We start from the raw sequence: 22,035 nt of genomic DNA, 5'->3' as shown, positions 1-22,035 counted from the left end.
GTCAACTTTTAATTTAATTATAATTATTTTTACAGGATTCAAAAATATTCACTTAACTCATTTTAATAATGAAACTAATTTGCAGTTCCCTCCTTATTATTTTTTCTATTTCTATTTCAGCCCAAAAAAAAGTTCTCAATCACAGCGATGTTGAACTTTGGAAAACCATTAGTTCACGAGCAATTTCTCCAGACGGTAATTATGTTACTTATGATCTTGAACGTGATAATTCAGACAGTCATCTGTATCTAAAAAGTGCCAATGGTACGCTCATTCTCGATTATGAACGAGGCACCAAAGGTCAGTTTTCATATGACTCAAAGTTTTTGAACTTTATAATAAAACCCTTTAAAGATAGCATTGATGACATGCAACGTCGAAAAGTTAAAAAGGATAAATTACCAAAAGACACCTTGGCAATTTATAATTTATCTACAAGGGAGTTGATTAAAATTCCGAATGTGAAATCTTTCGACCTTCCAGAAAAATGGTCGGGTTATGTGGCTTATTATTTAGAAGATATCAAAGAAGAAAAGAAAGCTACTAAAGATGATGATACTACTGCAACAAAGAAGGAAGCTAAAAAGAAGACCAAAAAGGTGAGTAAGAAAAATGGTTACCATTTAGTACTTCATCAATTAACCACAAAAGCACAAGATACCTTTACATATGTGACGCATCATACCTTTGCTGAACGTGGAGAAAAATTAGCTTTTATAACTACTGGCGATGTCTCTAATGAAAATTCTGGTGTATTTGTTAAAGATTTAAAAACATCACAAATTTCTCATATCCACAAATCAGATAAGGCCAATTATGACCAACTTAAGTTTAGTGAAACAGGTAAACGACTAGGCTTCATCGTAGATCAAGATACAACCAAAGTACAAGTTAGACCAAATGAACTATACACTTGGGCTGAAGGTGCTTCTAGTGCTCAAAAACGTTTAGATAATAGCACCGCTCCAAAAGGCTATTTGGTGTCATCTGATGGTAAAATAAGTTTCTCTAAAGACGAATCTAAACTCTATTTTGGTTTACGTTTACCTCCAATTGTGAAGGATACCACCTTATTAAAAGATGAGATTTCAAATGTAGAAGTATGGACATACAACGAGCCGCGTTTATATACAGTACAAGAGCTTCAGGTAAAAAGTGACACAATCAAATCATTTCAAACGGTTTTCAATTTTAAAACTAATACACTAGTACAGCTCGGAAATGCCGATTTTGAAGATATTGATATTACTGATGAAGGTAATGCAAATGTCGCTTTAATAAGAAACAGCACCCCATACGAATTAGAAAGTCAATGGACAGGCCAGCGCTTTGAAGATTACGCATTAGTCAATACCAATACAGGTGCTACCAAACACATTTTAACAAAAGTCGCTTCGGCAAATTTAAGCCCTAAAGGAAAGTACGTTTACGGTTATAGAATTGTGGATAGTACATGGTTTTCATATAATGTAGCTACAGGAAAATATAATACGCTCACTAAAGGTAAAATCTTTTATGATGAATTAAATGATTCGCCTAACTATCCTTATGCCTATGGGCTTGCAGGATGGACAGAAGATGATAAGCACTTGCTAATCTACGACCGCTACGACATTTGGAAGGTGAATCCTGAAACTGGTCAGTCTACCAATCTCACCAATGGAAGATCCAGTAAAACCGTTTATCGTTACCTTAAATTAGACCGTGAAGAGCACTATATTGATTCGAATAAAAATTGGTTGTTATCTACTTTTAATGAAACGAGCAAAGATGCTGGTTATGCTTCTTTTAATCCAAAAAATAATAACATTAAAGTATTGGAACAGGGTCCATATCAATATTCCAGACCTATAAAGGCCGAATTAAGCGATGCGCTATTATTTACACGTGAATCGTTTTCTGAATTTCCAGAATTACGCCTAACGGATTTAAGTTTTAAACAGCAAACGGTTTTAAGCAATGCCAATCCACAGCAAAGTGACTATAACTGGGGAACTATTGAGTTGGTTAATTGGATCTCTTTAGATGGCAAGGAGCTATCAGGTATGTTAGTAAAGCCTGAAAATTTTGATCCTAATAAAAAATATCCAATGATCGTCAACTTTTACGAGCGTAGCTCTGATGGTCTCCACAACCATCGCGAGCCGTCCTATGGTCGTTCAACCATAAATTACAGCTTTTATGCAAGCAGAGGTTATCTCATTTTTAATCCCGATGTAGAATATCGTGTGGGTTATCCGGGTGAAAGCGCATTAAATTGTGTAGTTTCGGGAGTTACAGCCTTAATTGCTAAAGGTTTTGTTGATAAAGATAATATCGGTGTTCAGGGTCATAGTTGGGGTGGTTATCAAATTGCATATTTGGTCACCAAAACAGATATTTTCAAAGCCGCTGAATCTGGTGCACCTGTACCCAACATGATTAGTGCATATGGTGGTATTCGTTGGTGGACAGGCTTAAGTCGTCAGTTTCAGTATGAGCATACGCAAAGTAGAATAGGAGGTACGCCTTGGGAATATCCGCAGCGCTACATAGAGAATTCACCTATTTTCAACATCGATAAAATCAACACGCCTTTACTGATTATGCATAACGATGCCGATGGTCATGTGCCATGGTATCAAGGGATTGAATTCTTTACGAGTTTACGACGTTTAGGCAAACCCTCTTGGTTTTTAAATTATAATGGCGAACCACATTGGCCTTTAAAATATCCTAACAGGAAAGATTTCAATATTAGAATGGCGCAGTTTTTTGATCATTATTTAAAGGGAGAGCCAATGCCTGTTTGGATGGATCGTGGTGTTCCTGCAGTTGAAAAAGGAATTAATCAGGGATACGAACTTCTTGACACATCAAAAAACTAACAAATGGCAATTTCTAGTATAGGTACTGTGACATTTAAAATAGCCTATACTATAAATCTTAGCTGAAGATCATGAGTACATCACACACTATCAAGTTCATGATCTTCAGTACACTTGCCTTTGCGTGTATGAATGTTACCGTAAAGTATCTTTCGGATATCAGTGCTTTTCAAATTGTGTTTTTTAGATCGATAAGCTCGTTGGTGTTCACTTTTGGTTTTCTTTTAAAGAATAACATTCCAATTCTAGGGAACAAAAGAAAATTATTGGTGTATCGTGGCATAGCCGGAGTCACATCCATGACGTTCTTTTTTATGTCTATTAAATACCTACCGGTGGCCACTGCCGTGTCTTTACGCTATATCGCGCCTATATTCGCTGCCGTTTTTGCCGTTCTATTTTTAAAGGAAAGGATAAAGCCTTTACAATGGCTATTTTTTATTATGGCTTTTTCAGGTGTTATTGTTTTAAAAGGATTTGATACACAAATCGATTCTTATGGCCTGCTACTAGTACTTATTGCCGCTGTGTTTAGTGGACTGGTCTATACGCTTATTAATAAAATTGGCACGAATGACCATCCAGTAGTAGTAGTCAATTATTTTATGGTTATCGCTACTGTAGTTGGAGGTACGCTTTCTATATTCAATTGGAAAACTCCCGAAGGTTTAGAATGGTTATTTCTAATAAGTTTGGGTGTTTTTGGCTATTTTGGACAGTTGTATATGACCAAGGCATTTCAAAATGCTGCCACTAATCAGGTCGCACCACTAAAATATATTGAAGTTATTTTCACCTTAATATTTGGGCTATTATGGTTTGATGAAATTTATACCATATGGAGTTTAATTGGAATAACACTTATCATTTCTGGTCTAGTACTAAATGTAATCTATAAAGGAAAACAGTCCAAAAAGCTTTAATGCCTGCAACAAATAAATTGGTGTAACTCATTAAAAATCATTATATTTAAATATTCACTTTTTAAAAGCGTAGATTAATAGCAAGATTACCCAGAATTTACCTTTTATCGCACTTTTTGTTATGGCATAACACGGCATTAATAATTATATGCATATCGTTTATTTATTAACCAACAAAAAGTTTAAATTATGCCAGCTATCACAATCACAGCAAGTAATTCGTCCACAGGGACTTTAACATTGTCAGACAACGGGTCAACGGTCGCAAATCGAGGTCAAATTGTTACTTGGATTATTGGTCCAAACTCTGGAGTAAGCAGTATTACTGCAATTAATCATGATACGAACTCTAGCGATGTATTCGACCCAGATCCTGCTCCTGTAGGAGGTAATTCTAGGAATTGGCAAGGAACAATTAATCCAAACCTGGCCGTGCCTGCATTTGAAGATTATTATATTCAGTGGACAGATTCATCAGGGAACAGTCATACATATGACCCTCGAATTAGTGTTAATCAATGATTTAAAACTATGTCGTTAAAGAGAAAAGCCTATTATTTCTTAATAGGCTTCTTTTATTTTAGTTTCTTTTATTGCCTTGGTCAGGATCAGCGCATAGCTGATTCATTGGCAAAAACTTATCAAGAAAATGACCTCCAAGGTCAGGCAAAAATGGAGTTATTAAAAAATTTAGCGTTTAATGAGTTAAAGGATCAACAATTATCTCTAAAATATGCCGATGAATTAATTCAACTTGCAACTTCAGAAAATAATCTCGCTTATTTGTACAGTGGGTATTTACAAAGGGGAAGTAAGTACTTGAGTTTAGGCAATATTGAAAATGCACTTGAAAATTATTTCAAGTGTATCGAAATAGCAACAGTTTCTAAAGATGTTCCAGATCTTGGAACTGCGAATATGGCTGTGGCCGATGCTTACGCCGCATTGTACACCTTTAATAATGCAGAGATTTATTATGACAGAGCCATAAAACTATTAAGGGAAACCCAAGATTCAATTGCATTAGCAAGTGCTCTTTTAAACGCAGGAGATGCACATTTTAATAATAAAAAGTATGACCAAGCTTTAGACTATTTCACCGAATCTGAACTCATATTCAAAAAAATTAATTATTTACCAGGAATTGCCTATAATTTAGGTAATGCAGGGATGGTCTATGCAGTAAAAGGAATTGATGATGTTGCTGAAGCGAATATTAATGAAGCAATAGACATTTTAGAATCACAAAAAGACTATTATCCTATATCTGTATATCTTACCTACATAGCCGATATCTATGTCAGCAAGGGAAATTTACCCAAAGCATTCGAATATGCGCACCAAAGTCTGGAATTAGCTGAAAAATATAAGCTAAAACAACAAATTAGTGAGGCCAATCTAAAACTTTCAGAACTTTACGACTTGGCAAAGAACAAAGCTGCCGCTTTAGACTATTATAAAGCGTATATAGTTTATCGAGATAGTGTAAAGAATCTAGAAACAGTCCAAAAAATCGCCGATTTACGCACAGATAGTGAGGTCTCTCAAAAACAAGCTGAAGTAGATTTACTTACTCAAAAACGAAAAACCCAACGCATCATAGTATATGCAACATTATTAGCTTTATTTTTAATTGGTTTGTTGGCTTTAGGACTTTTCAAACGCAATAGATTTGTTAGAGCTACCAATAAAATTATTGCGGCCGAAAAGCAACGTTCGGATAAGCTCTTACTAAATATTTTACCTGAAGAAACGGCCCAAGAACTTAAGGATAATGGTCGCGTAGAGGCCAAACGTTTTGAGTCGGTTACCGTACTATTTACAGATTTTAAGGGGTTTACACACTATGCAGAGCATCTTTCTCCAGAAAAATTGGTAGCTACCGTAGATTTTTATTTTTCAAAATTTGACGCCATTATTGAAAAGTATGGACTTGAAAAAATAAAGACTGTTGGCGACGCTTATATGTGTGCCGGTGGTTTACCATTCCCAACCAAAGATCATGCTGTTAAAATGGTCATGGCCGCCCAAGAGATTATAGATTTTGTCCATATTGAAAAAAACAATACCAAAGATTCCGAAACCCGATTTGATATTCGGGTGGGGATCAATACAGGACCTGTGGTTGCAGGTGTGGTAGGTAGTAAGAAATTTGCATATGATATTTGGGGAGATACTGTAAATATCGCTTCTCGTATGGAATCCTGTTCCGAACCTGGAAAAATAAATATATCGGAGCATACCTATTTACTGGTAAAAGACAAATTTAATTGTAACTTTAGGGGAAACATTGAGGTTAAAAATAGAGGACAATTAAAAATGTACTTTGTGAATAACCATATTACAACCACCTAAACATTCAACCATATGCACAATCAAGATCCAAATAACTATTGGGAACAGTTAGAGCGCTTGGAAAAATTAATACGGGCATCTGAACTAAAAGCTGGGGTTTTATTCTCCTTTCATAGTTTAATTTTAGGTCTATTAGCCGATAGAATACAAAACTTTAAATCTTATTTTGTGGACAGTCAACTTTTAATGATTTTAGCTGGGATTTGGCTGGTTTTAGTCTTGACTTCAATATTTTATTGTTTTAAATGCTTTAGACCACAGATGGAATTTAAGTATAATAAAAATGTTTTCTTCTTTGGTGACGCCGTATCAAAATTTGGGAACACAGAAGACTATACCAAGCAATTAATGAAAGTTTGCGGCAATAAGGATGAATTATTTCAACAATTGAGTGAACAAATTCATGCAGAAAGCAAAATTATCACGGGTAAGTTTCAAAGTGTCCATAATTCCATAAAATTTTTTGGATTAAGTTTTTTAATGCTTATCATAATGCTTTTTATCATACTAGCAAAAGTGTAAGTAAACAATGCAATGTTAGACATGTTTTGTAACTGTTTTGCATAAGTCACTCAACCTCCCCAAACCATTTAATTCTTGTATATTTGAAATTCTAGCGCTAATCTCATTGAAAAGATTCAAAATTTTCATTATATGTATTCTATGTTCTGCATTCATTATGCATGCTCAACAAAAACTCTCGAGTAAAGAAGCTAAAGTAAAATATAATGAACTCAAACAAGTCATTAAATCTAAAAACTTAACATTTTCTGATGAAGATTATTGGCAGTATTACTTTCAACTTACAGATTTAATTCAAAAAGTTACTGACGACCCTGTATTAGTATTAGAATTTTACAGAAATATGGGTTTTAATTTTAGACATTTAGGTCTATTAAAGGAATCTATTAATGAATATAATCGCTTTTTCAAGTTTTATAAAAACAATGAACAATTTTTAACCGATTCTCAAAAGTCAGATTTTTTATACTATAGATCAGGTGCTTATGGGTATTTGGCAGATGTTTATGCAAAAGCCTTGTATTTGGATAGTGCAAGCATTACCCATAAAAAGAATATAAAACTTACAGAGCATCATCAGGATATTCGTTATGCCTCTGCGCTTAATAATTATGGTTTATTTTTTTATTGGACTAAGAAAGAACTAGATTCGGCTTTAATCTATTTTACAAAAGCATATGATGTGGCTAATGGCGCCTTTCCTGATGACCATTTAGTGGGCAGCATACGAGATAATATTGCTGATGTTCATGTAGAGTTAGGTAAATTAGAATCAGCTAATTCACTTTATCAACTTAATTTTGAATTCTACAAGAACTCAAAAACCGATGTATATGAAGGAATTGATTCGCGACGTTTAATCAGTGCAGGAGTGCAATTTATTAGAACCTCCATTGATCTTGGTCAACTCGATAATATCGAATCTATACTTAATCAGATGCAAAAGATACTCAAGGATACAACCCTTACAAAACGACATTATCCTATTTCTAGATTGCATTATTTACAAATAAAGGAGCGCGTACTAATGGCTCAAAATGAACCCCAAAAGGCTTATGAAATATCGAAAAAGGTAAAACAACTTTCAGATAGTCTCACTCAAATTGATAATGCGAATAAAAATGCAATTAAGAACTCTATTAGCGAAATCACTTTTCAACGGTTAAAATCAAAACACCTCATTGAAAAACAACAAAAAGAAAACCAAATAAAAAACCAACGACTGAAACTATGGATTATAACAATTTCATCCATTTCAATATTAGGGTTTATTTTATCCCTTTTTGTTCGTAGAAAGCAGCAACTAATTATTGCACGAAACCAACAACAAATTGCTGTACTGCAAAACGAAAAACTCAATTCAGAGATTGAATCTAAACAACGTGATTTATCCGATTTCGCAATAAACCTCACGCAAAATCAGGAATGGGCTAGAGAACTAGCCGAGAAGTTATCACAATTAAAAACAACAAAAGGCAGAGAACGTAAAAAGCTGTTTGAGGCCTTTGAGAAAGACGTACAAAATAAAATCACTTTCGATGTAGATACCAAAGCCTTTTATCAAAAACTCGATAAGTTAAGTGACGCGTTTTATAGCGTATTACATGCTAAATACCCAAACCTTAGTAAAACTGAAAAACGATTATGTTCTTTAATTCGATTGAAAATTGATAGTCATGAAATTGCCACACTTCAAAACATCACTTTGTCATCTTTAAATACGAGCAGATATCGATTAAGAAAGAAACTCAAGCTTTCAAAAGATGTTGATCTTGATGACTTTATTCAAAATTTATAAACTACTCCATTTCTTGATTTCATAGCTATTTAAGCTAATATCACAGTTTTTGTTCATTATTTGTCTATTGCTAATATTCTGATATTTAGCGCAATGCCACTATATTAGATCAACAACCAAAAAAATCAAAATCATGAAAACTCGTATTCTAGGTATCATTTTATTAGGGGTTTCTAGCCTCTTGTATTCTCAAAACGACATTGCCGCTTTGTCTACACCAAGTCACAAGCTTACAACCAAAACTAAATTGTTTAAAAACACAGCGTATTTAAACGCAATTCATACAAACAATCATGCTATAAAAGTTCAAAAACTTCAAAACGTGGTCGCTAGCTATGATATTAAAAATGAACAAGTGTATAATGCCGAATTACAAACTACTTATACTGTTGAATTTAAAGAAGGCGCTAATTATATTAAGGCAATCTATAACAGGGATGGACAACTTATTAGTTGTTTAGAAAAGTATAACGATATTCGATTACCTGTAAATTTGAGTATAGATCTCGCCAAAACATATCCAGGATGGGAATTTAATAATGTACAGTGTAGCATATCTTATCAACAAAACACCAATTCTAAAATTGACTATCAAGTGGTACTTAAAAAAGGTAAAAAATCAAAGACAGTTCATTTTAAAGCTTAACCAATCAAATTAAAGTTCGCTTTAAAAAGGGTAGACTAGAAATTTAGTTTACCCTTTTTTTTATATAATAAACAAGGTATTACATGCCATTTATTATGCACAGCTTTAAATCTCTATGTCTAAAGCAGCCGGATTCTAGCCTAATTATTTACGTGCATTCAGATTAGAGATTAAATAGTAATTAACATGCAAAAATGCCATTTTAAATTTTGTATATTTAAGTCCATTCTACACAATCAACTAACCACTTTCTTAAACCAATTTCAATAATGAGAACAAGTATTCTTTATTGCATCCTATCTATTTGTTTTATTTTCAACGTCGAAAGCCAAATTGATGCCAGATTAATGACCCACATCGATATGTCCAAAGAGCATATTGCTTTTGTGTATGGTGGGGATATCTGGATTTTAGCACGAAGTGGAGGTCAAGCGATACAACTAACGCATTCTCCTGGAGAGGAGTCATTTCCTCGATTTTCACCTGACGGTACTAAAATTGCATTTTCAGCAAGTTATAATGGCAATGTTGATGTCTACACGATGCCAATTAAGGGCGGAGTTCCGCACCGTGTTACTTACGCCTCATTCTATGATCGCATGTTAGATTGGACCCCCGATGGTAAAAAATTATTAATTGCCTCGCGACGAGAGGCACATACACCCCGAGTTAATGAGTTGTTTTTAATAAATGCTGAAGGAGGACTTCCCGAAAAATTGGACCTTCCCTATGGCGAACTAGCTAAATTTAATCCTGATGGCAAGAAACTGGTTTATATTACCAAGATTACCGAAAATTATCCGTTTAAACGCTATCGAGGTGGATTAACATCGGATATTCTCATTTATGATATGCAACTGAAAAAAGTAGAGCGAATTACTACTGATGAGGCAAATGATGGTAAACCTACTTGGTCTGGAAACACCATTTATTACCTTTCTGATAATGATATTAATTTAAGACGAAATATTTGGTCTTATAATACAGAGACTAAAGTTTCAAAAGCTCTGACTAAAATTGTTGACTTCGATATCACCTATTTCGCTGCTCATAATGGTGATTTGGTGTTTGAATCTGGTGGCAACTTATATCTTTTAAATAGAGGGCAGGAGAATCCACAAAAGGTTAATGTGCTAGTCACAAGTGATTTATCCTTGGAGATCCCTATGCTTAAAAATGTTTCAGCTCAATTGAGATCAGTTTCGGCTTCACCAGATGGGAAACGTGTAGTTATTGAAGCTAGAGGCGAGCTCTTTGATGCTCCGGTTAAAGAAGGGGTAACCTTAAATTTAACCCATTCAAGTGGTGCATACGATCGTGAACCTTCCTGGTCGCCCGATGGTACTACTATCGCCTATTGGAGTGATAAAGACGGGGAAAACCAAATCTATTTGCAACCTTCCAAAACCCAGGCAAAAGCAAAACAACTTACTAATTTTAAATCTGGGTTTGGATACCAACTCTATTGGTCACCAGACAGTAAATTCTTGGCGTATATTAATGAAAAGAATGATATCAATTTGATAGAAGTCGCAACGGGTAAAATCTCAAAAGCAGATAACAGCAAATACCATATGGGACATCCTGGACGCTATAATTACAGTATTAATTGGTCACCAGATTCAAAATGGATTACTTATCATAAATTGATAGACACCATGAATCCAGCCATTTTTGTATACAATGTGGACACAAAACAAGTAAGTCAAATCACAAGCGGGTATTACGGTGATTACAACCCGATATTTGATGTTAATGATAAGTTTATCTATTATTTAACTGATAGGGCTTTCAATCCTGCTTATAGTGGATTAGGTGATGGGACTTGGATTTATCCTAATAACACTCAAATTGCTGCAATGGCACTGACCAAAAACGTAACCTATCCCTTATTCCCAAAAAATGATACTTTAACTACAACAGCGAAAAAAAACTCAAAAACTAATAGTGCTACTAAAGACAAAGAAAAACTAGATGAAGGCGACGTAGCCCATACAGTTATAGATCTGCTAAACACTGAAAGTCGTATTAGCATTCTTCCCGTACCTGCAGGCAACTACAGACAATTAATTAGTCTATCAGATAAATTAGTGATGCATCAATATCCTATTACAGGAGACCAGGATGGAGTGCCAAGTCTTAACTATTACGACTTTGATAAACGAGAAGTCAAATCCATTATAGAAGGTGTGTTCGCCGTTGAAAAAACAGGAGATGGCAAATCCTTATTAATAGGGTCAAGAGGTAAATGGGGCATTATATCACCTAATGAAAAACAAAAATTAGAGGAACCTATTCCAACCTCTCATCTTCAAATGCAGTATGTAGCCAAAGAAGAATGGCAACAAATATTTGACGACACCTGGCGTCGTTATCGCGATTTCTTTTATGATAAAGACATGCAGAAGGTTGATTGGAATGATTTGAGAAAACGTTACGGAGCATTAATAACAGATGCCCGCACACGCTGGGATGTAAGCACCATACAATCTGAAATGCAGGCTGAATTAAGCGCCGGTCATACCTATACAGGAGGCGGAGATACTGAACGAGTAGAGCGTATAGAAACGGGTTTTCTGGGCATTGACTGGGCTAAAGATACTAAAGGCTATTTTATTGCAGATATCATTACTCCCGCAGTTTGGGATACCGAAATCAGATCGCCATTTGACCGTCCAGGTAGTAGCGTTAACAAAGGCAATTACATTCATAGCGTTAATGGTATTCCATTGCGGCTAAATCAAGATCCCTATGCGGCATTTGATGGTCTGGCAGGACAAACAGTCGCCTTACAAATTAGCTCAACAGGCAATATATCTGATGCTAAAAACCATATTGTTGAATTACTCCATCAAGGTGATGAACAGCAATTAAGATATCTGGCTTGGATTGAATCTAACCGTAAAAAAGTAGATGAGCTTTCTGGTGGTGCTTTGGGTTATATTTATATGAGTAATACTGGTGGACAAGGCCAGTTAGAGCTAGTTAAGATGTTCTATGGTCAACTAGATAAAAAAGGGTTTGTTATTGACGAGCGCTTCAATGGTGGTGGGCAATTAGCAGACCGTTTTATGGAGCTCATGACAAGACCTTCTATCTATAATCTCTATTGGCGTCATGGTGAAGCCATGAGGGCACCATCTAAAACAAATACAGGACCAATGGGTATGCTAATTAATGGCTGGGCTGGTTCTGGTGGTGATGCGCTACCTTGGGCATTTAGAGAATTAAATGCCGGACCTATTGTTGGAGAACGCACGTTAGGTATTTTAGTAGGTCCTGCTACAGGACATAACCTCATTGACGGTGGTGGTATTACAGTACCAGGTGCGCGCCTATATTTGAACAATGGAACGTGGTTTGATGAAGGCGTAGGCGTACGACCCGATATTTATGTTTGGGACGATCCCAACCTTCTTATGGCGGGCCGCGATCCACAACTTGAGCGTATAGTGACTGAAGTCTTAAAGGATGTTAATAGTAATACCAACAGAGTTACGCCACCACCTGCCATGGAAGACCGTACCGCAAAAGGTTTAATAAAGACTAAAAATTAATTGTATTCTAGCAACTAATTCGAACACATGATGACAAGTCGAAGGCATTTTTTAAAAAACACGGGGTTGGCCGCCTTGGCGTTGCCCTTTATTCAATTTGACAGTTCAAAAGATTGGTCTATACGTTCTCTTAAGTACAGTTCGGCAGAAGGAGATGCCTATTGGGCACAAGTACGCAAACAGTTTCCTCTTAAAGAAGGGCAAACCTATTTCAATAATGGCACCATGGGGCCAACACCAGGTTATGTTTTAGATAAGATGATTCATCACATGATACATTACAATACAGAGGCCGCAACCATTGATTATAAAGATGGTTCAGGACCTGAACTGTTAAGTGGTTATTTCCCCTATGTCGAGCTCCGTGAAAAACTAGGCCGTATTGTTAACTGTGATTATAAAGAACTCTCACTTACTCAAAATGCGACTATAGGCATGAATCTTGTTGGGCAAGGTCTAGATCTTAAGGCTGGTGATGAACTCATCAATACCAATCAAGAGCATGGTGGTGGATTTGGTGTTTGGCAATTGTTGGCCAAGCGCAAAGGCTGCATTTACAAGCAAGCCATAATGCCTGAACCTGCCAATGATCCGCAGGCCATAATTGACGCCATTTTTAAACAAGTTACACCGAAAACCAAAGTCATAGCGGTTCCTCACATTATTTCGGGATATGGTACAGTAATGCCCGTTAAGGCTATTTGCACTGAAGCCAAACGACGAGGTATTTTTACCGTACTAGACGGCGCACAATGTGTGGGCCACGTTAAGGTAGATGTAAAGACTATTGGTTGTGATGCCTATTATTCGAGCCTTCATAAATGGCTGTTGGCACCACCTGGCAGTGGTTTATTGTATATCAATAAGAATGTGGTAGGAAATATATGGTCAACTATTGCGAGTTATAACTGGGATAACCAAGACGATCATGGCTTTCGCTTAATGCAACATGGTACAGGAAGCCCATATCAGATGACAGGTTATGAAGCAGCAGTTGATTTTTACAATACCATAGGGGAAGAGCGCTGGTTGGCACGAATTCACGAACTTGGTAGTTATCTCCGAAATGGTTTAAAGCAATTGCCTCATGTCACGATACATTCTTCAACAAATGAATCTATGGCAGCCGGAATAACCACCTATGCTGTAAAAGGCATTTCTGGGCCCGATCTTCAAAAAACAATGTGGGAGCGTGAACGATTGCAACCGAGATCGGTAGGAGAGAACCTGTTGCGTCATTCTGTCCATATTTATAATTCTAAAACTGAAATTGATAAAGCTCTAAACTTAATCGCACAACTAGGATAGAAAACCTATTGTTAAAATAGTATATTAATATGCTAAAACTGATGTTTTATAAATGGTATTAAGACTTTATTTTTGAAAAGTCAATATTGAATGAAACATAAAGTAATTGGTTTTAAGCCATTAAAAAGAAACATTCAATACCCATTATAGTTTTAAAAGCTCCCTTTTTGGGGAGCTTTTTTAATATAGCAAGACATCTAGTGACCAATGCGTCTTAAGTCTTTAAAAAAAATGTTAGTTTTGACGCAACTATTTTAGCATTCACCCATCTAATATTAAAATTCTAAAAAAACTTTACATATGAAAAAATTACTTATTCAAACGAGTTGCATTCTAGTTTTAACCTTATTGCTTACAGGTTGTGATATTGGAGACGATGTACAATGTCCAAGTCCTCTTACAGGTGCTCTTACCTCGACTGAAACCGATTTGGTAGGAGAATGGGTATTATCTGCTATTGTTGCTGAAGATGCTGTAGATTTAACAAATGACCAGGTAAGCAACCCAAGTACCGATATTTACTCCCAATACTCTGCATGCCAAAGAGATTTAGTGTACACCTTTGGTAATGATAGAAAATATAAAGTTGAACAAGGTTTAACCGCAACAAACTGTCAAAATAAACAAACGTTGCAGGGAACATGGCGCTTATCAAATATTAATTTAAACTTGGTAGTTGGTTGCTCCACTCAAAATACAGAAATTGAATTTGGTGAGAATAAAACAACGTTCAGTCAGGAAGCTACTGTTCGTTTCAATAATGTTGATGGATTTACAATCACAACTTTAGTCGTATTTACTTATACAAAAAGCGAATAACTTAAAGTAGTAGAATTATCCCCCTTATAATTAACTATAATTATGAAGAACCTGTGTAGCACAGGTTCTTTTTTTTACTTTGAATTGATGAAATGTTTAATCCCGTAGATTTAAAAATCAATACATTATGCATTAAAAATAGTGGGTATTTCCCCAGCCATTCCATTATTTTGAACAAAGGCAACCGCCTTTAAGTGTTTTGCTATATGCTCTAATGTTTGAACCCGTTCTTCCAAATGTGTTGCACCTCTCGCCAATCCTGAAAACACAAGATCAGCCTTACTACTGTGTTTTAAGAGCAACTCTACAACATCATGAGACTCTTTTAACAATACATGGATCTCGGCATCAATCCGTGCTTCATTTATTGAGTTACGTATATGTGCTTCCATGGTCTGTTTTTCGGCTTCTGTATGTACCACCGAATAGATATTTACAACTGCTTTTTTCCACTTTTCGTTTAATCGAATCAAATAAGACAATAACAACATCAAATCGGCATTATTATCTCGACCTCGCCACCAGATATCAATACGTTTATTCATAAGGTTAGTAAATGCCTTAGTGATATGTGCCATAACAATATTTTTACCAGTTAAAGCCAAGTCATTAATAATTTCTAATTCCTGAATCTTTCCTTGAGGTGTACTAGACCAACCAAAAACCACAGTGTTGGTTTTTATTCCTGCAACACCATGAGAAGCTGCTACCTGATACATACCTAACTTTAAGTCATTTACGACGTTAACCTCGGTTAGTGCTTGCAAGCCTTCGGCAGCTAAATCCTTTTGCATTTCAAAAGCAATCTCATTTCTACGTGCCAATTCTGGGGTGTCCTCTAAAGTAACGAGTTTAGAAATGCTTAGTAAGCCACTATTTTGTCCTAACATTTCTGTGAATTTAACCAAATGTATATGCTCTTTGAGGTCACGAATAAAGAGGATGATTATTGGACGCCAATTTCTTACATGCACTTTTTTTGTGTTCAAGCGCAATAAAGCATACCGACTTAAATGCATCCAAATCCCTGTGGAAGCATCGCCCCATTGTTGTTCTAATTTTTTACTAATTAAATACATGAAAATAACAGCCTCCAAACCTAGAGCGAATAAAAATGCCCATGGATTAATAAGCCACATCACAACCATGGCCGCTAAAGCACCTACTAGGGAAACATACCATGGCACATGTATTTTAGGACGATACGAAGGTTCTTTTATGAGTTGTTCTGTGGCAGCACTAACATTTACGGCCACATAAAGGGTTAAAAATAAAACAGAAACATATTGAGCTATAGTATTTAATCCACCCAGAAACACTGCCGCTATCGCAATAGCACCACTTATCCAAGTTGCAATAGTGGGCTGACCTGATTTAGAAAGTTTAGAAAAGAATTTAGGCATAAGACCATCCATGGATAAGGCCTGAAGAATTCTTGGACCACCTAAAATACTTCCAAATGCCGATGATAATACCGCTCCCCAAACAGCAGGGTATACAATCCATGGGCCAAAAACTGCAAGACGCGTCCAAATGGTAACACCGGCCTCTGGATCGGCCATTTGTTCTATAGTAAGTGCTCCTGTAATTGCTAAAAGTAATGGAATGATAAGATAAATGATGGCTCCTGTAAGTACCGCTCCTAGTGTCCCTTTAGGAATGGATTTTTGAGGATTTTTCAGATCCCCACTTAAGCCTATACCTGCTGTAAATCCGGTTACCGCAGGAAAAAATACAGCAAATACATACCAAAATCCTTCAGGTGCAGTTTGATAGGTGGCTTCTATAACTGGGGCGTGAAGGTCCTTGCTCAATATCCCAATAATTAAGGCTAGAATAGATGCCCCTACAATTATCATAATCGGGATTTGTGATTTCAATACCAGTTTAGCACTCTTACCAGATAGGGCGGTTACCAATATGATAAAAAAGATGGTTAAGCCCTGTAGGGCATTAGCCGGTAAAAGTCCTCGACTTTCTGGCCAAAGCACCAATATAGCTTCAGATAAGCCATAGCAATAAAAAGTGACGCTTAAGGTGCGGCATAAATACAACGGAATCCCAATAGCACCTCCGGGTTCTAGACCTAAACTTCTAGAAATCATGTAATACTCACCACCAACACCAACTTTAATGTTCGTGGCAATGGCCGAGGCACTTAAACCAGTTATAAAGGTAATAGAACTTGCCATTAACACAATTAAGGCGGTCTTTAAAAATCCAACATTACCAACGACCCACCCAAACCTTAAATACATGATCAACCCAAGTATGGTAAGTATACTTGGCGTATACACTCCCAAAAAGGTTCCAAACTTATGTGGTTTTTTAGTTGATTTCATTAGCCCTACAGATCGCTGCAACATTAGGTATTAAACCATTGAATTACGAATAACGGTGTTTAACACTACTGATTAGGAAGTTACAACTTAAGGGGCACTAAACCAAAAACCTCATTAAACTAAAAACTGTTGTTTCATCTGTTTTGCCTTGTTCACTATTTTAAATATTAATTGTTACTAATTTAGTAGTAAAAAGATGGCCAAGCACCCTAAACGTTTAAATCGTATTTAATGCCTAATAGAAACGCAATCAAATGTGCGACCATTTTTCGATGTGATTAAAATTGCTGACTGAAAGCAGTAATGGGTTTTTAAAAGGAATCTTAATTTGCTCACATAAATTATACTTTAAATCATATTCTAAACAGGTCTTACTTTCTTAAGAAGTTTAAGATTTTACCATTTTTAAAAATTGGTTTAAGTAAAGTTTTCCAATTGGTAATTCTTTTTTATTGATTTCTACCAATTCGTGTGTATATGATTTAATTTTATCGATAGGAACTATAAACGACCTATGAATTCGAACAAATTTGTGCTTGTCGATCATCGCTTCGAGAGAAGATATCGTCTGTCTGCATACATGCATCTTATCATTAGTGAATATTTTAATATAATCTTTATCACTTTCAATGTATAGAATCTCATCTAAAACTATTCTAACTTGTTTTCTATCTATGCGAAGATAAATGGAATCAATCCCAGATTTTTTTTCCAAATCAAATGGTTCATTGCTAAGCAGAGCATTTTCATACCCTGGCAAGGCTTTATTCACGGCTTTTAAGAAACGTTCAAAGCGTATGGGTTTTAACAAATAATCTATAGCATCTAACTCAAAACCATCTAAAGCATATTCCTTATAGGCAGTAGTAAAAATTACTTTTGGTGGGTTTTTAATAGATTGTATTAATTCTGTACCCAATAGTTCCGGCATTCTAATATCCAAAAACAGAATATCTACTTCATTGGCTTGAAGAAATACGAAGGCATCTATGGCATTGCTACATTCACCTACCAGTTCCAATACCGGTAATTTTAAAAGATACCGACGCAGTACATCTCTGGCCAAAGGTTCATCGTCAACAATGAGACATCTTGGTTTTATGTTATCATATGGTTTCATAAGCTTGCCTAGACTCCATTTCTAATTTAGTCTCTATGGCCTCTTTAGTTTCTAATTCTACGGTAAGATTAACAACAAAAGCATCTGCACTTTCTTCAATTTCTAGAGTATGCCTCTCAGGATAAATCAATTCTAATCGTCGTCGCACATTATCAATACCAGTCCCTTTACGGCGTTGACTCGATAACACTTTACTTTTCTTCCCGTTCATTAATTTGATTGAAAAACTATGGTCATGCAGTTCTGACTTTATATTGATCCACGGATTATCTATCATTTTGCTAGCCCCATGTTTAAAACAATTTTCTACTAAGGGAAGTAGAAGCAATGGTGCAATAGTCATTTCTTTAGTGTCATTTGGAAACGAATAATGCAGATCTAACCTGTCATCATACCTTATTTTTTCAAGATTGAGGTAATCCACTAACAATTGCAGTTCATTTTCAAGATATACCCAGCTTTTATTGCCTTCGTCCAAAATATAACGGATGATATACGATAACTCCAATATCATTTTAGCGCTTTTAGGAGACTCTTCTTGTGCCTGTGAATAAATATTATTTAAGGTATTAAACATAAAATGAGGTTGTACTTGAGCCATAAGAAGACGAAGTTGGGCTTCTGAATTTTCTTTTTGCAGTTGTTGATTACGTAAGGATTTCAAATAGTAATGCTTAAACATTTTAAAACTAGAAGACAACGAGAGTGCGGTAAGCGAACCAAATATACTCCCTCTATAGGCCATGGATACTATTTCAGGGAAGCTACTGGTCGTTAAGAACAATTGAGCGTTCGGAATCCAGCCAAATCTTGACCAAGGAATATAAATCAGAAAAATGGCGTGGATAGTCATTGCAACGAAATAGAAAATAGCAAACCAAATTATAGCCAAAAAATACTTTTGCTTGAACACAAATTTTGGAAGAATAAAATATAAAGCCGGGTAAACCACAAATATTTGTGGAAATAGTAAAAAGAAGTTTTCTACCACCGATTTCCAAAAGTCTGGAAATTGTCCAGTAGCCATATAGGAAGCAGGGTTAAGAAAGCGTGTCATGGTAAAATAACCTCCCCAAAAAAACCAAAAAAACAAATGCCTACCAATACGGTACCATTTTCTATCCGATAGTATGAATTCCCTTATTGACATACATCTCTTGATTTTTTAATAAATGTATACAAATAAACGCCACGCTAGAATCTTTAACTACAAAAATAAATCATTGTACGACAGACAACCAATAAACCACGACGAATGAGTTTAATCCGCTCATATTTAGTCTCTATCGCTGTTGGTTACCGTTCTGCCGCTATGCAACTTTTAGCAGCATAGTTAGCACTACATTTAATCATATTTTTTGACTGTAAACGATTGGATACCAGAAGATCACACAGCCAAAACAAAACTTTAGAACAACTAGCACAAAATGTAATCTTAAAAGGTATTAAACATGAAAACACTGCCACTTTTATTAGTCCTTATACTTTCAATAATTCTTATAAACTGCTCAAGTGATGATGAAAACCAACAACCAATAATAGAAAACCCAATACCAATAATAGAAAACCAAAAACCACAGGATAATACACCAATTGATTATGACATATCAATGGAAACCTTAACCGATATCGGTGCTATAGCTATATCAGGGTATCCTAAAATACTTAAAAGATTCGAAAATGGTATTCTTAGTTATTGGGCCCACTATTACTTTAGACCTGATGGAAATATGCTTAAAGTAAACTTTGGTTTCTCAAATTCTATATCAGAATTAAGTGCCTATATCTACCAATACGATGATGAAGGGAAAATGGTGAAGTTTATTGGTGATGGTTCATTAAACCAATACTGGGATAATGGTAGAATCATTAAGGCTGAATATTATAATCATTGGTATGGAAGTTTTGATATCATATATGATTACAACGATAAGGAGCAATTGACTCAAAAATCTGTAAAATATACTAGCTATAATCCCATCTATGTTGAAAAATCCAATTATTCCTACTATGATGATGGTAATTTAGAATCCATTGTTTACGAGACGGGTTATGATGGAAGTGGTATTATCGATTATTCTTACAAATTTAATTTTGTCAATTACATTGAGTCTCGAAATCTGTTTTTAGACTTACAAATCATTCCAGGACAAAGAGAACTACAGCAGTTTCCTAGTTCTACAGGTTTTAGAGATACTACATACCCAAATTACAATTACACAACTTATAATTATAAATACGACGATAATGGAAGAGTTATCGAAAGAACATACGGTGACACCAAAATTGTGTACGAGTATTATTAACCCTTAAACTTTAATTTATGAATCCAAAACGGGTGGCAACCCTACATGCAAGACCATTGAAGAAGGTATCTCAATTCATCATCCAAAAGGGTGTGCTTCTTCTCATTAGTGCTATATTTTTAGTTATTTCTTGTGCAAAAGATGACGATGTTGAACCTATTGATAATGCATTGCTTATTGCTTCAAAAAAGTCAACAAAATCACATTCTGCTGATATGGTATTGACTTGGAATAAAGCCATGCAAGACCTCTACACCTTTCCAAGAGGCGTAGGTACACCGCCTATTTCCAGTGCTTACACCTGGACATTGGTGCATTTAGCCATGCACGATGCACTCAACAGCATAACACCGCGATATGAAACATACGCAAGAGTTGCTGTAGACAAAGATGCTGACCCCGATGCTGCAGTGGCTCAAGCGGCATACGACGTGATCCTGACAATCAATAAGATTCCTTTTGCACCAGCATTTGTACCTCAAAATTTAACGAGTATTCATTCATTATTAGAAACCTCATTAAATGCTATCCCTGATGGAGATGCCAAAACAAAAGGTATTGCTTTAGGCCATGCGGTAGCACAAGCTCTTATGGCAAAGCGGGCTAGTGATTTGCCACATTTGTTTCTGATATCACCAAATACACCTCCTGATGGCACACAGCCAGGAGAATTTCGCTATATATTTCTTCCTCCAGCACCCGGTGGAAAAGGATTTGCATTTCCAGACTTTGGAAAGCTTCAACCATTCTTCATGTCAAAAGATGATATGTATATACCCGGACCACCTTATGCAGTTAATTCACCGGAATATGCTTCAGATTTTAATGAAGCGAAAACTTATGGCGCAATAAACAGCCAAGTGCGCACAGCTGACCAAACTGAAATAGGAGTGTTTTGGAGTGAGAATTCAAATCGCAGCTGGAACTTTGTCGCACGACAGGTAATGGAATCCTATAATCCTCAATCACAAAATGCCTGGAAAGCTGCTCGGTATTTTGCAGTGGTTCATGGGGCCATAATGGATGCTTATATTTCTACAACTATCAGTAAGATTCAATATTATACCTGGCGTCCAGAAAGTGCTATCCATCTAGCAGATTCTGATGGTAATGATCTAACGGTTGCTGACCCTATATGGAAACCCTTGCTGCCAACACCCCCAATTCCTGAATACCCATCAGTTCTATCTTTTTCTGGTGCAGCCGTTGGTCAATTTGTCTTTAGACACTTTGGTGATAGAGATAATTATGTAATAAACCAGACAAGTGGATTTGTACCCGGAGTGGTGCGTTCATTTTCATCCATTTCAGATGCTGTTAAAGAGAATTCTTTATCTAGTATTTACAGTGGTTTTCATTTTAGACAAGGCATAGAAATAGGAGAGGTTTTGGGTAAAAGTTATGGCGATTATGTATTCGAGAATGCACTCAAGGAAAAGAACTAACAATTATAATGGATAGCAGTCTTAACT

Annotated in this window: 15 protein-coding genes; 12 read left to right on the top strand and 3 right to left on the bottom strand. The window is 35.8% G+C overall.

All coding sequences use genetic code 11. From position 1 onward, the window contains the following. Window positions 1-68 precede the first annotated feature (68 nt). The 10 genes from ACFO5O_RS07655 to ACFO5O_RS07610 all read left to right on the top strand — a co-directional run bounded on the left by ACFO5O_RS07655 (window position 69) and on the right by ACFO5O_RS07610 (window position 14,795). Window positions 69-2,867 carry an alpha/beta hydrolase family protein gene (locus tag ACFO5O_RS07655; protein WP_387962502.1) on the top strand — a complete coding sequence of 933 codons (2,799 nt, stop codon included), beginning with the start codon at window positions 69-71 and terminating at the stop codon, window positions 2,865-2,867. A 71-nt stretch (window positions 2,868-2,938) separates the two neighbouring features. Further along, window positions 2,939-3,790 carry a DMT family transporter gene (locus ACFO5O_RS07650; protein ID WP_387962501.1) on the top strand — a complete coding sequence of 284 codons (852 nt, stop codon included), beginning with the start codon at window positions 2,939-2,941 and terminating at the stop codon, window positions 3,788-3,790. 189 nt (window positions 3,791-3,979) lie between these two features. After that, window positions 3,980-4,312 (top strand): hypothetical protein, encoded by a 333-nt coding sequence (locus tag ACFO5O_RS07645; RefSeq protein ID WP_387962499.1) that lies wholly within the window; start codon window positions 3,980-3,982, stop codon window positions 4,310-4,312. 9 nt (window positions 4,313-4,321) lie between these two features. Then, the gene (locus ACFO5O_RS07640; protein ID WP_387962497.1) at window positions 4,322-6,145 is read left to right on the top strand and encodes an adenylate/guanylate cyclase domain-containing protein; all 1,824 of its coding nucleotides are present in this window, start codon (window positions 4,322-4,324) and stop codon (window positions 6,143-6,145) included. A 12-nt stretch (window positions 6,146-6,157) separates the two neighbouring features. Then, entirely contained in the window at window positions 6,158-6,667 is a 510-nt protein-coding gene (locus ACFO5O_RS07635; protein ID WP_387962496.1) for a Pycsar system effector family protein, read from the top strand. Window positions 6,668-6,773: 106 nt separating this feature from the next. After that, on the top strand, window positions 6,774-8,465 hold the full coding sequence (locus tag ACFO5O_RS07630) for a transcriptional regulator (protein ID WP_387962495.1): 1,692 nt from the start codon (window positions 6,774-6,776) through the stop codon (window positions 8,463-8,465). A 133-nt stretch (window positions 8,466-8,598) separates the two neighbouring features. Next, window positions 8,599-9,111 (top strand): hypothetical protein, encoded by a 513-nt coding sequence (locus ACFO5O_RS07625; protein WP_387962493.1) that lies wholly within the window; start codon window positions 8,599-8,601, stop codon window positions 9,109-9,111. 269 nt (window positions 9,112-9,380) lie between these two features. Then, complete coding sequence (locus tag ACFO5O_RS07620; RefSeq protein ID WP_387962492.1) at window positions 9,381-12,668, top strand: S41 family peptidase; 3,288 nt, start codon at window positions 9,381-9,383, stop codon at window positions 12,666-12,668. 27 nt (window positions 12,669-12,695) lie between these two features. Further along, on the top strand, window positions 12,696-13,976 hold the full coding sequence (locus tag ACFO5O_RS07615) for an aminotransferase class V-fold PLP-dependent enzyme (protein WP_387962490.1): 1,281 nt from the start codon (window positions 12,696-12,698) through the stop codon (window positions 13,974-13,976). A 300-nt stretch (window positions 13,977-14,276) separates the two neighbouring features. After that, the gene (locus ACFO5O_RS07610; protein ID WP_387962488.1) at window positions 14,277-14,795 is read left to right on the top strand and encodes a DUF5004 domain-containing protein; all 519 of its coding nucleotides are present in this window, start codon (window positions 14,277-14,279) and stop codon (window positions 14,793-14,795) included. 125 nt (window positions 14,796-14,920) lie between these two features. On the opposite strand, the gene ACFO5O_RS07605 is transcribed toward ACFO5O_RS07610, so the two are convergent. From ACFO5O_RS07605 to ACFO5O_RS07595, 3 genes are all read right to left on the bottom strand, one after another. Beyond that, window positions 14,921-17,137, bottom strand: a complete 2,217-nt coding sequence (locus ACFO5O_RS07605; protein ID WP_387962486.1) for an APC family permease — start codon at window positions 17,135-17,137, stop codon at window positions 14,921-14,923. A gap of 388 nt (window positions 17,138-17,525) precedes the next feature. Next, a complete protein-coding gene (locus ACFO5O_RS07600; RefSeq protein WP_387962484.1) occupies window positions 17,526-18,257 on the bottom strand; it encodes a LytR/AlgR family response regulator transcription factor in 732 nt (243 codons plus the stop codon). Next, window positions 18,244-19,314 (bottom strand): sensor histidine kinase, encoded by a 1,071-nt coding sequence (locus tag ACFO5O_RS07595; RefSeq protein WP_387962483.1) that lies wholly within the window; start codon window positions 19,312-19,314, stop codon window positions 18,244-18,246. Before ACFO5O_RS07595 ends, ACFO5O_RS07600 begins: the two co-directional genes overlap by 14 nt. A gap of 394 nt (window positions 19,315-19,708) precedes the next feature. Here ACFO5O_RS07595 and ACFO5O_RS07590 point away from each other — a divergent pair, with 394 nt between their 5' ends. Both ACFO5O_RS07590 and ACFO5O_RS07585 read left to right on the top strand, forming a co-directional pair. Next, on the top strand, window positions 19,709-20,563 hold the full coding sequence (locus ACFO5O_RS07590) for a hypothetical protein (RefSeq protein WP_387962481.1): 855 nt from the start codon (window positions 19,709-19,711) through the stop codon (window positions 20,561-20,563). Between the two features lie 17 nt (window positions 20,564-20,580). Next, window positions 20,581-22,008, top strand: coding sequence for a vanadium-dependent haloperoxidase (locus ACFO5O_RS07585; protein ID WP_387962479.1), 1,428 nt, complete (start codon window positions 20,581-20,583; stop codon window positions 22,006-22,008). The last annotated feature ends 27 nt before the right edge of the window (window positions 22,009-22,035 follow it).

This window comes from Geojedonia litorea (genome assembly GCF_042654525.1).
Classification (GTDB): Bacteria; Bacteroidota; Bacteroidia; order Flavobacteriales; family Flavobacteriaceae; genus Geojedonia; species Geojedonia litorea.
Note: the sequence above shows the minus strand (reverse complement) of the source record. Positions and strands in the feature narration are given on the sequence as shown.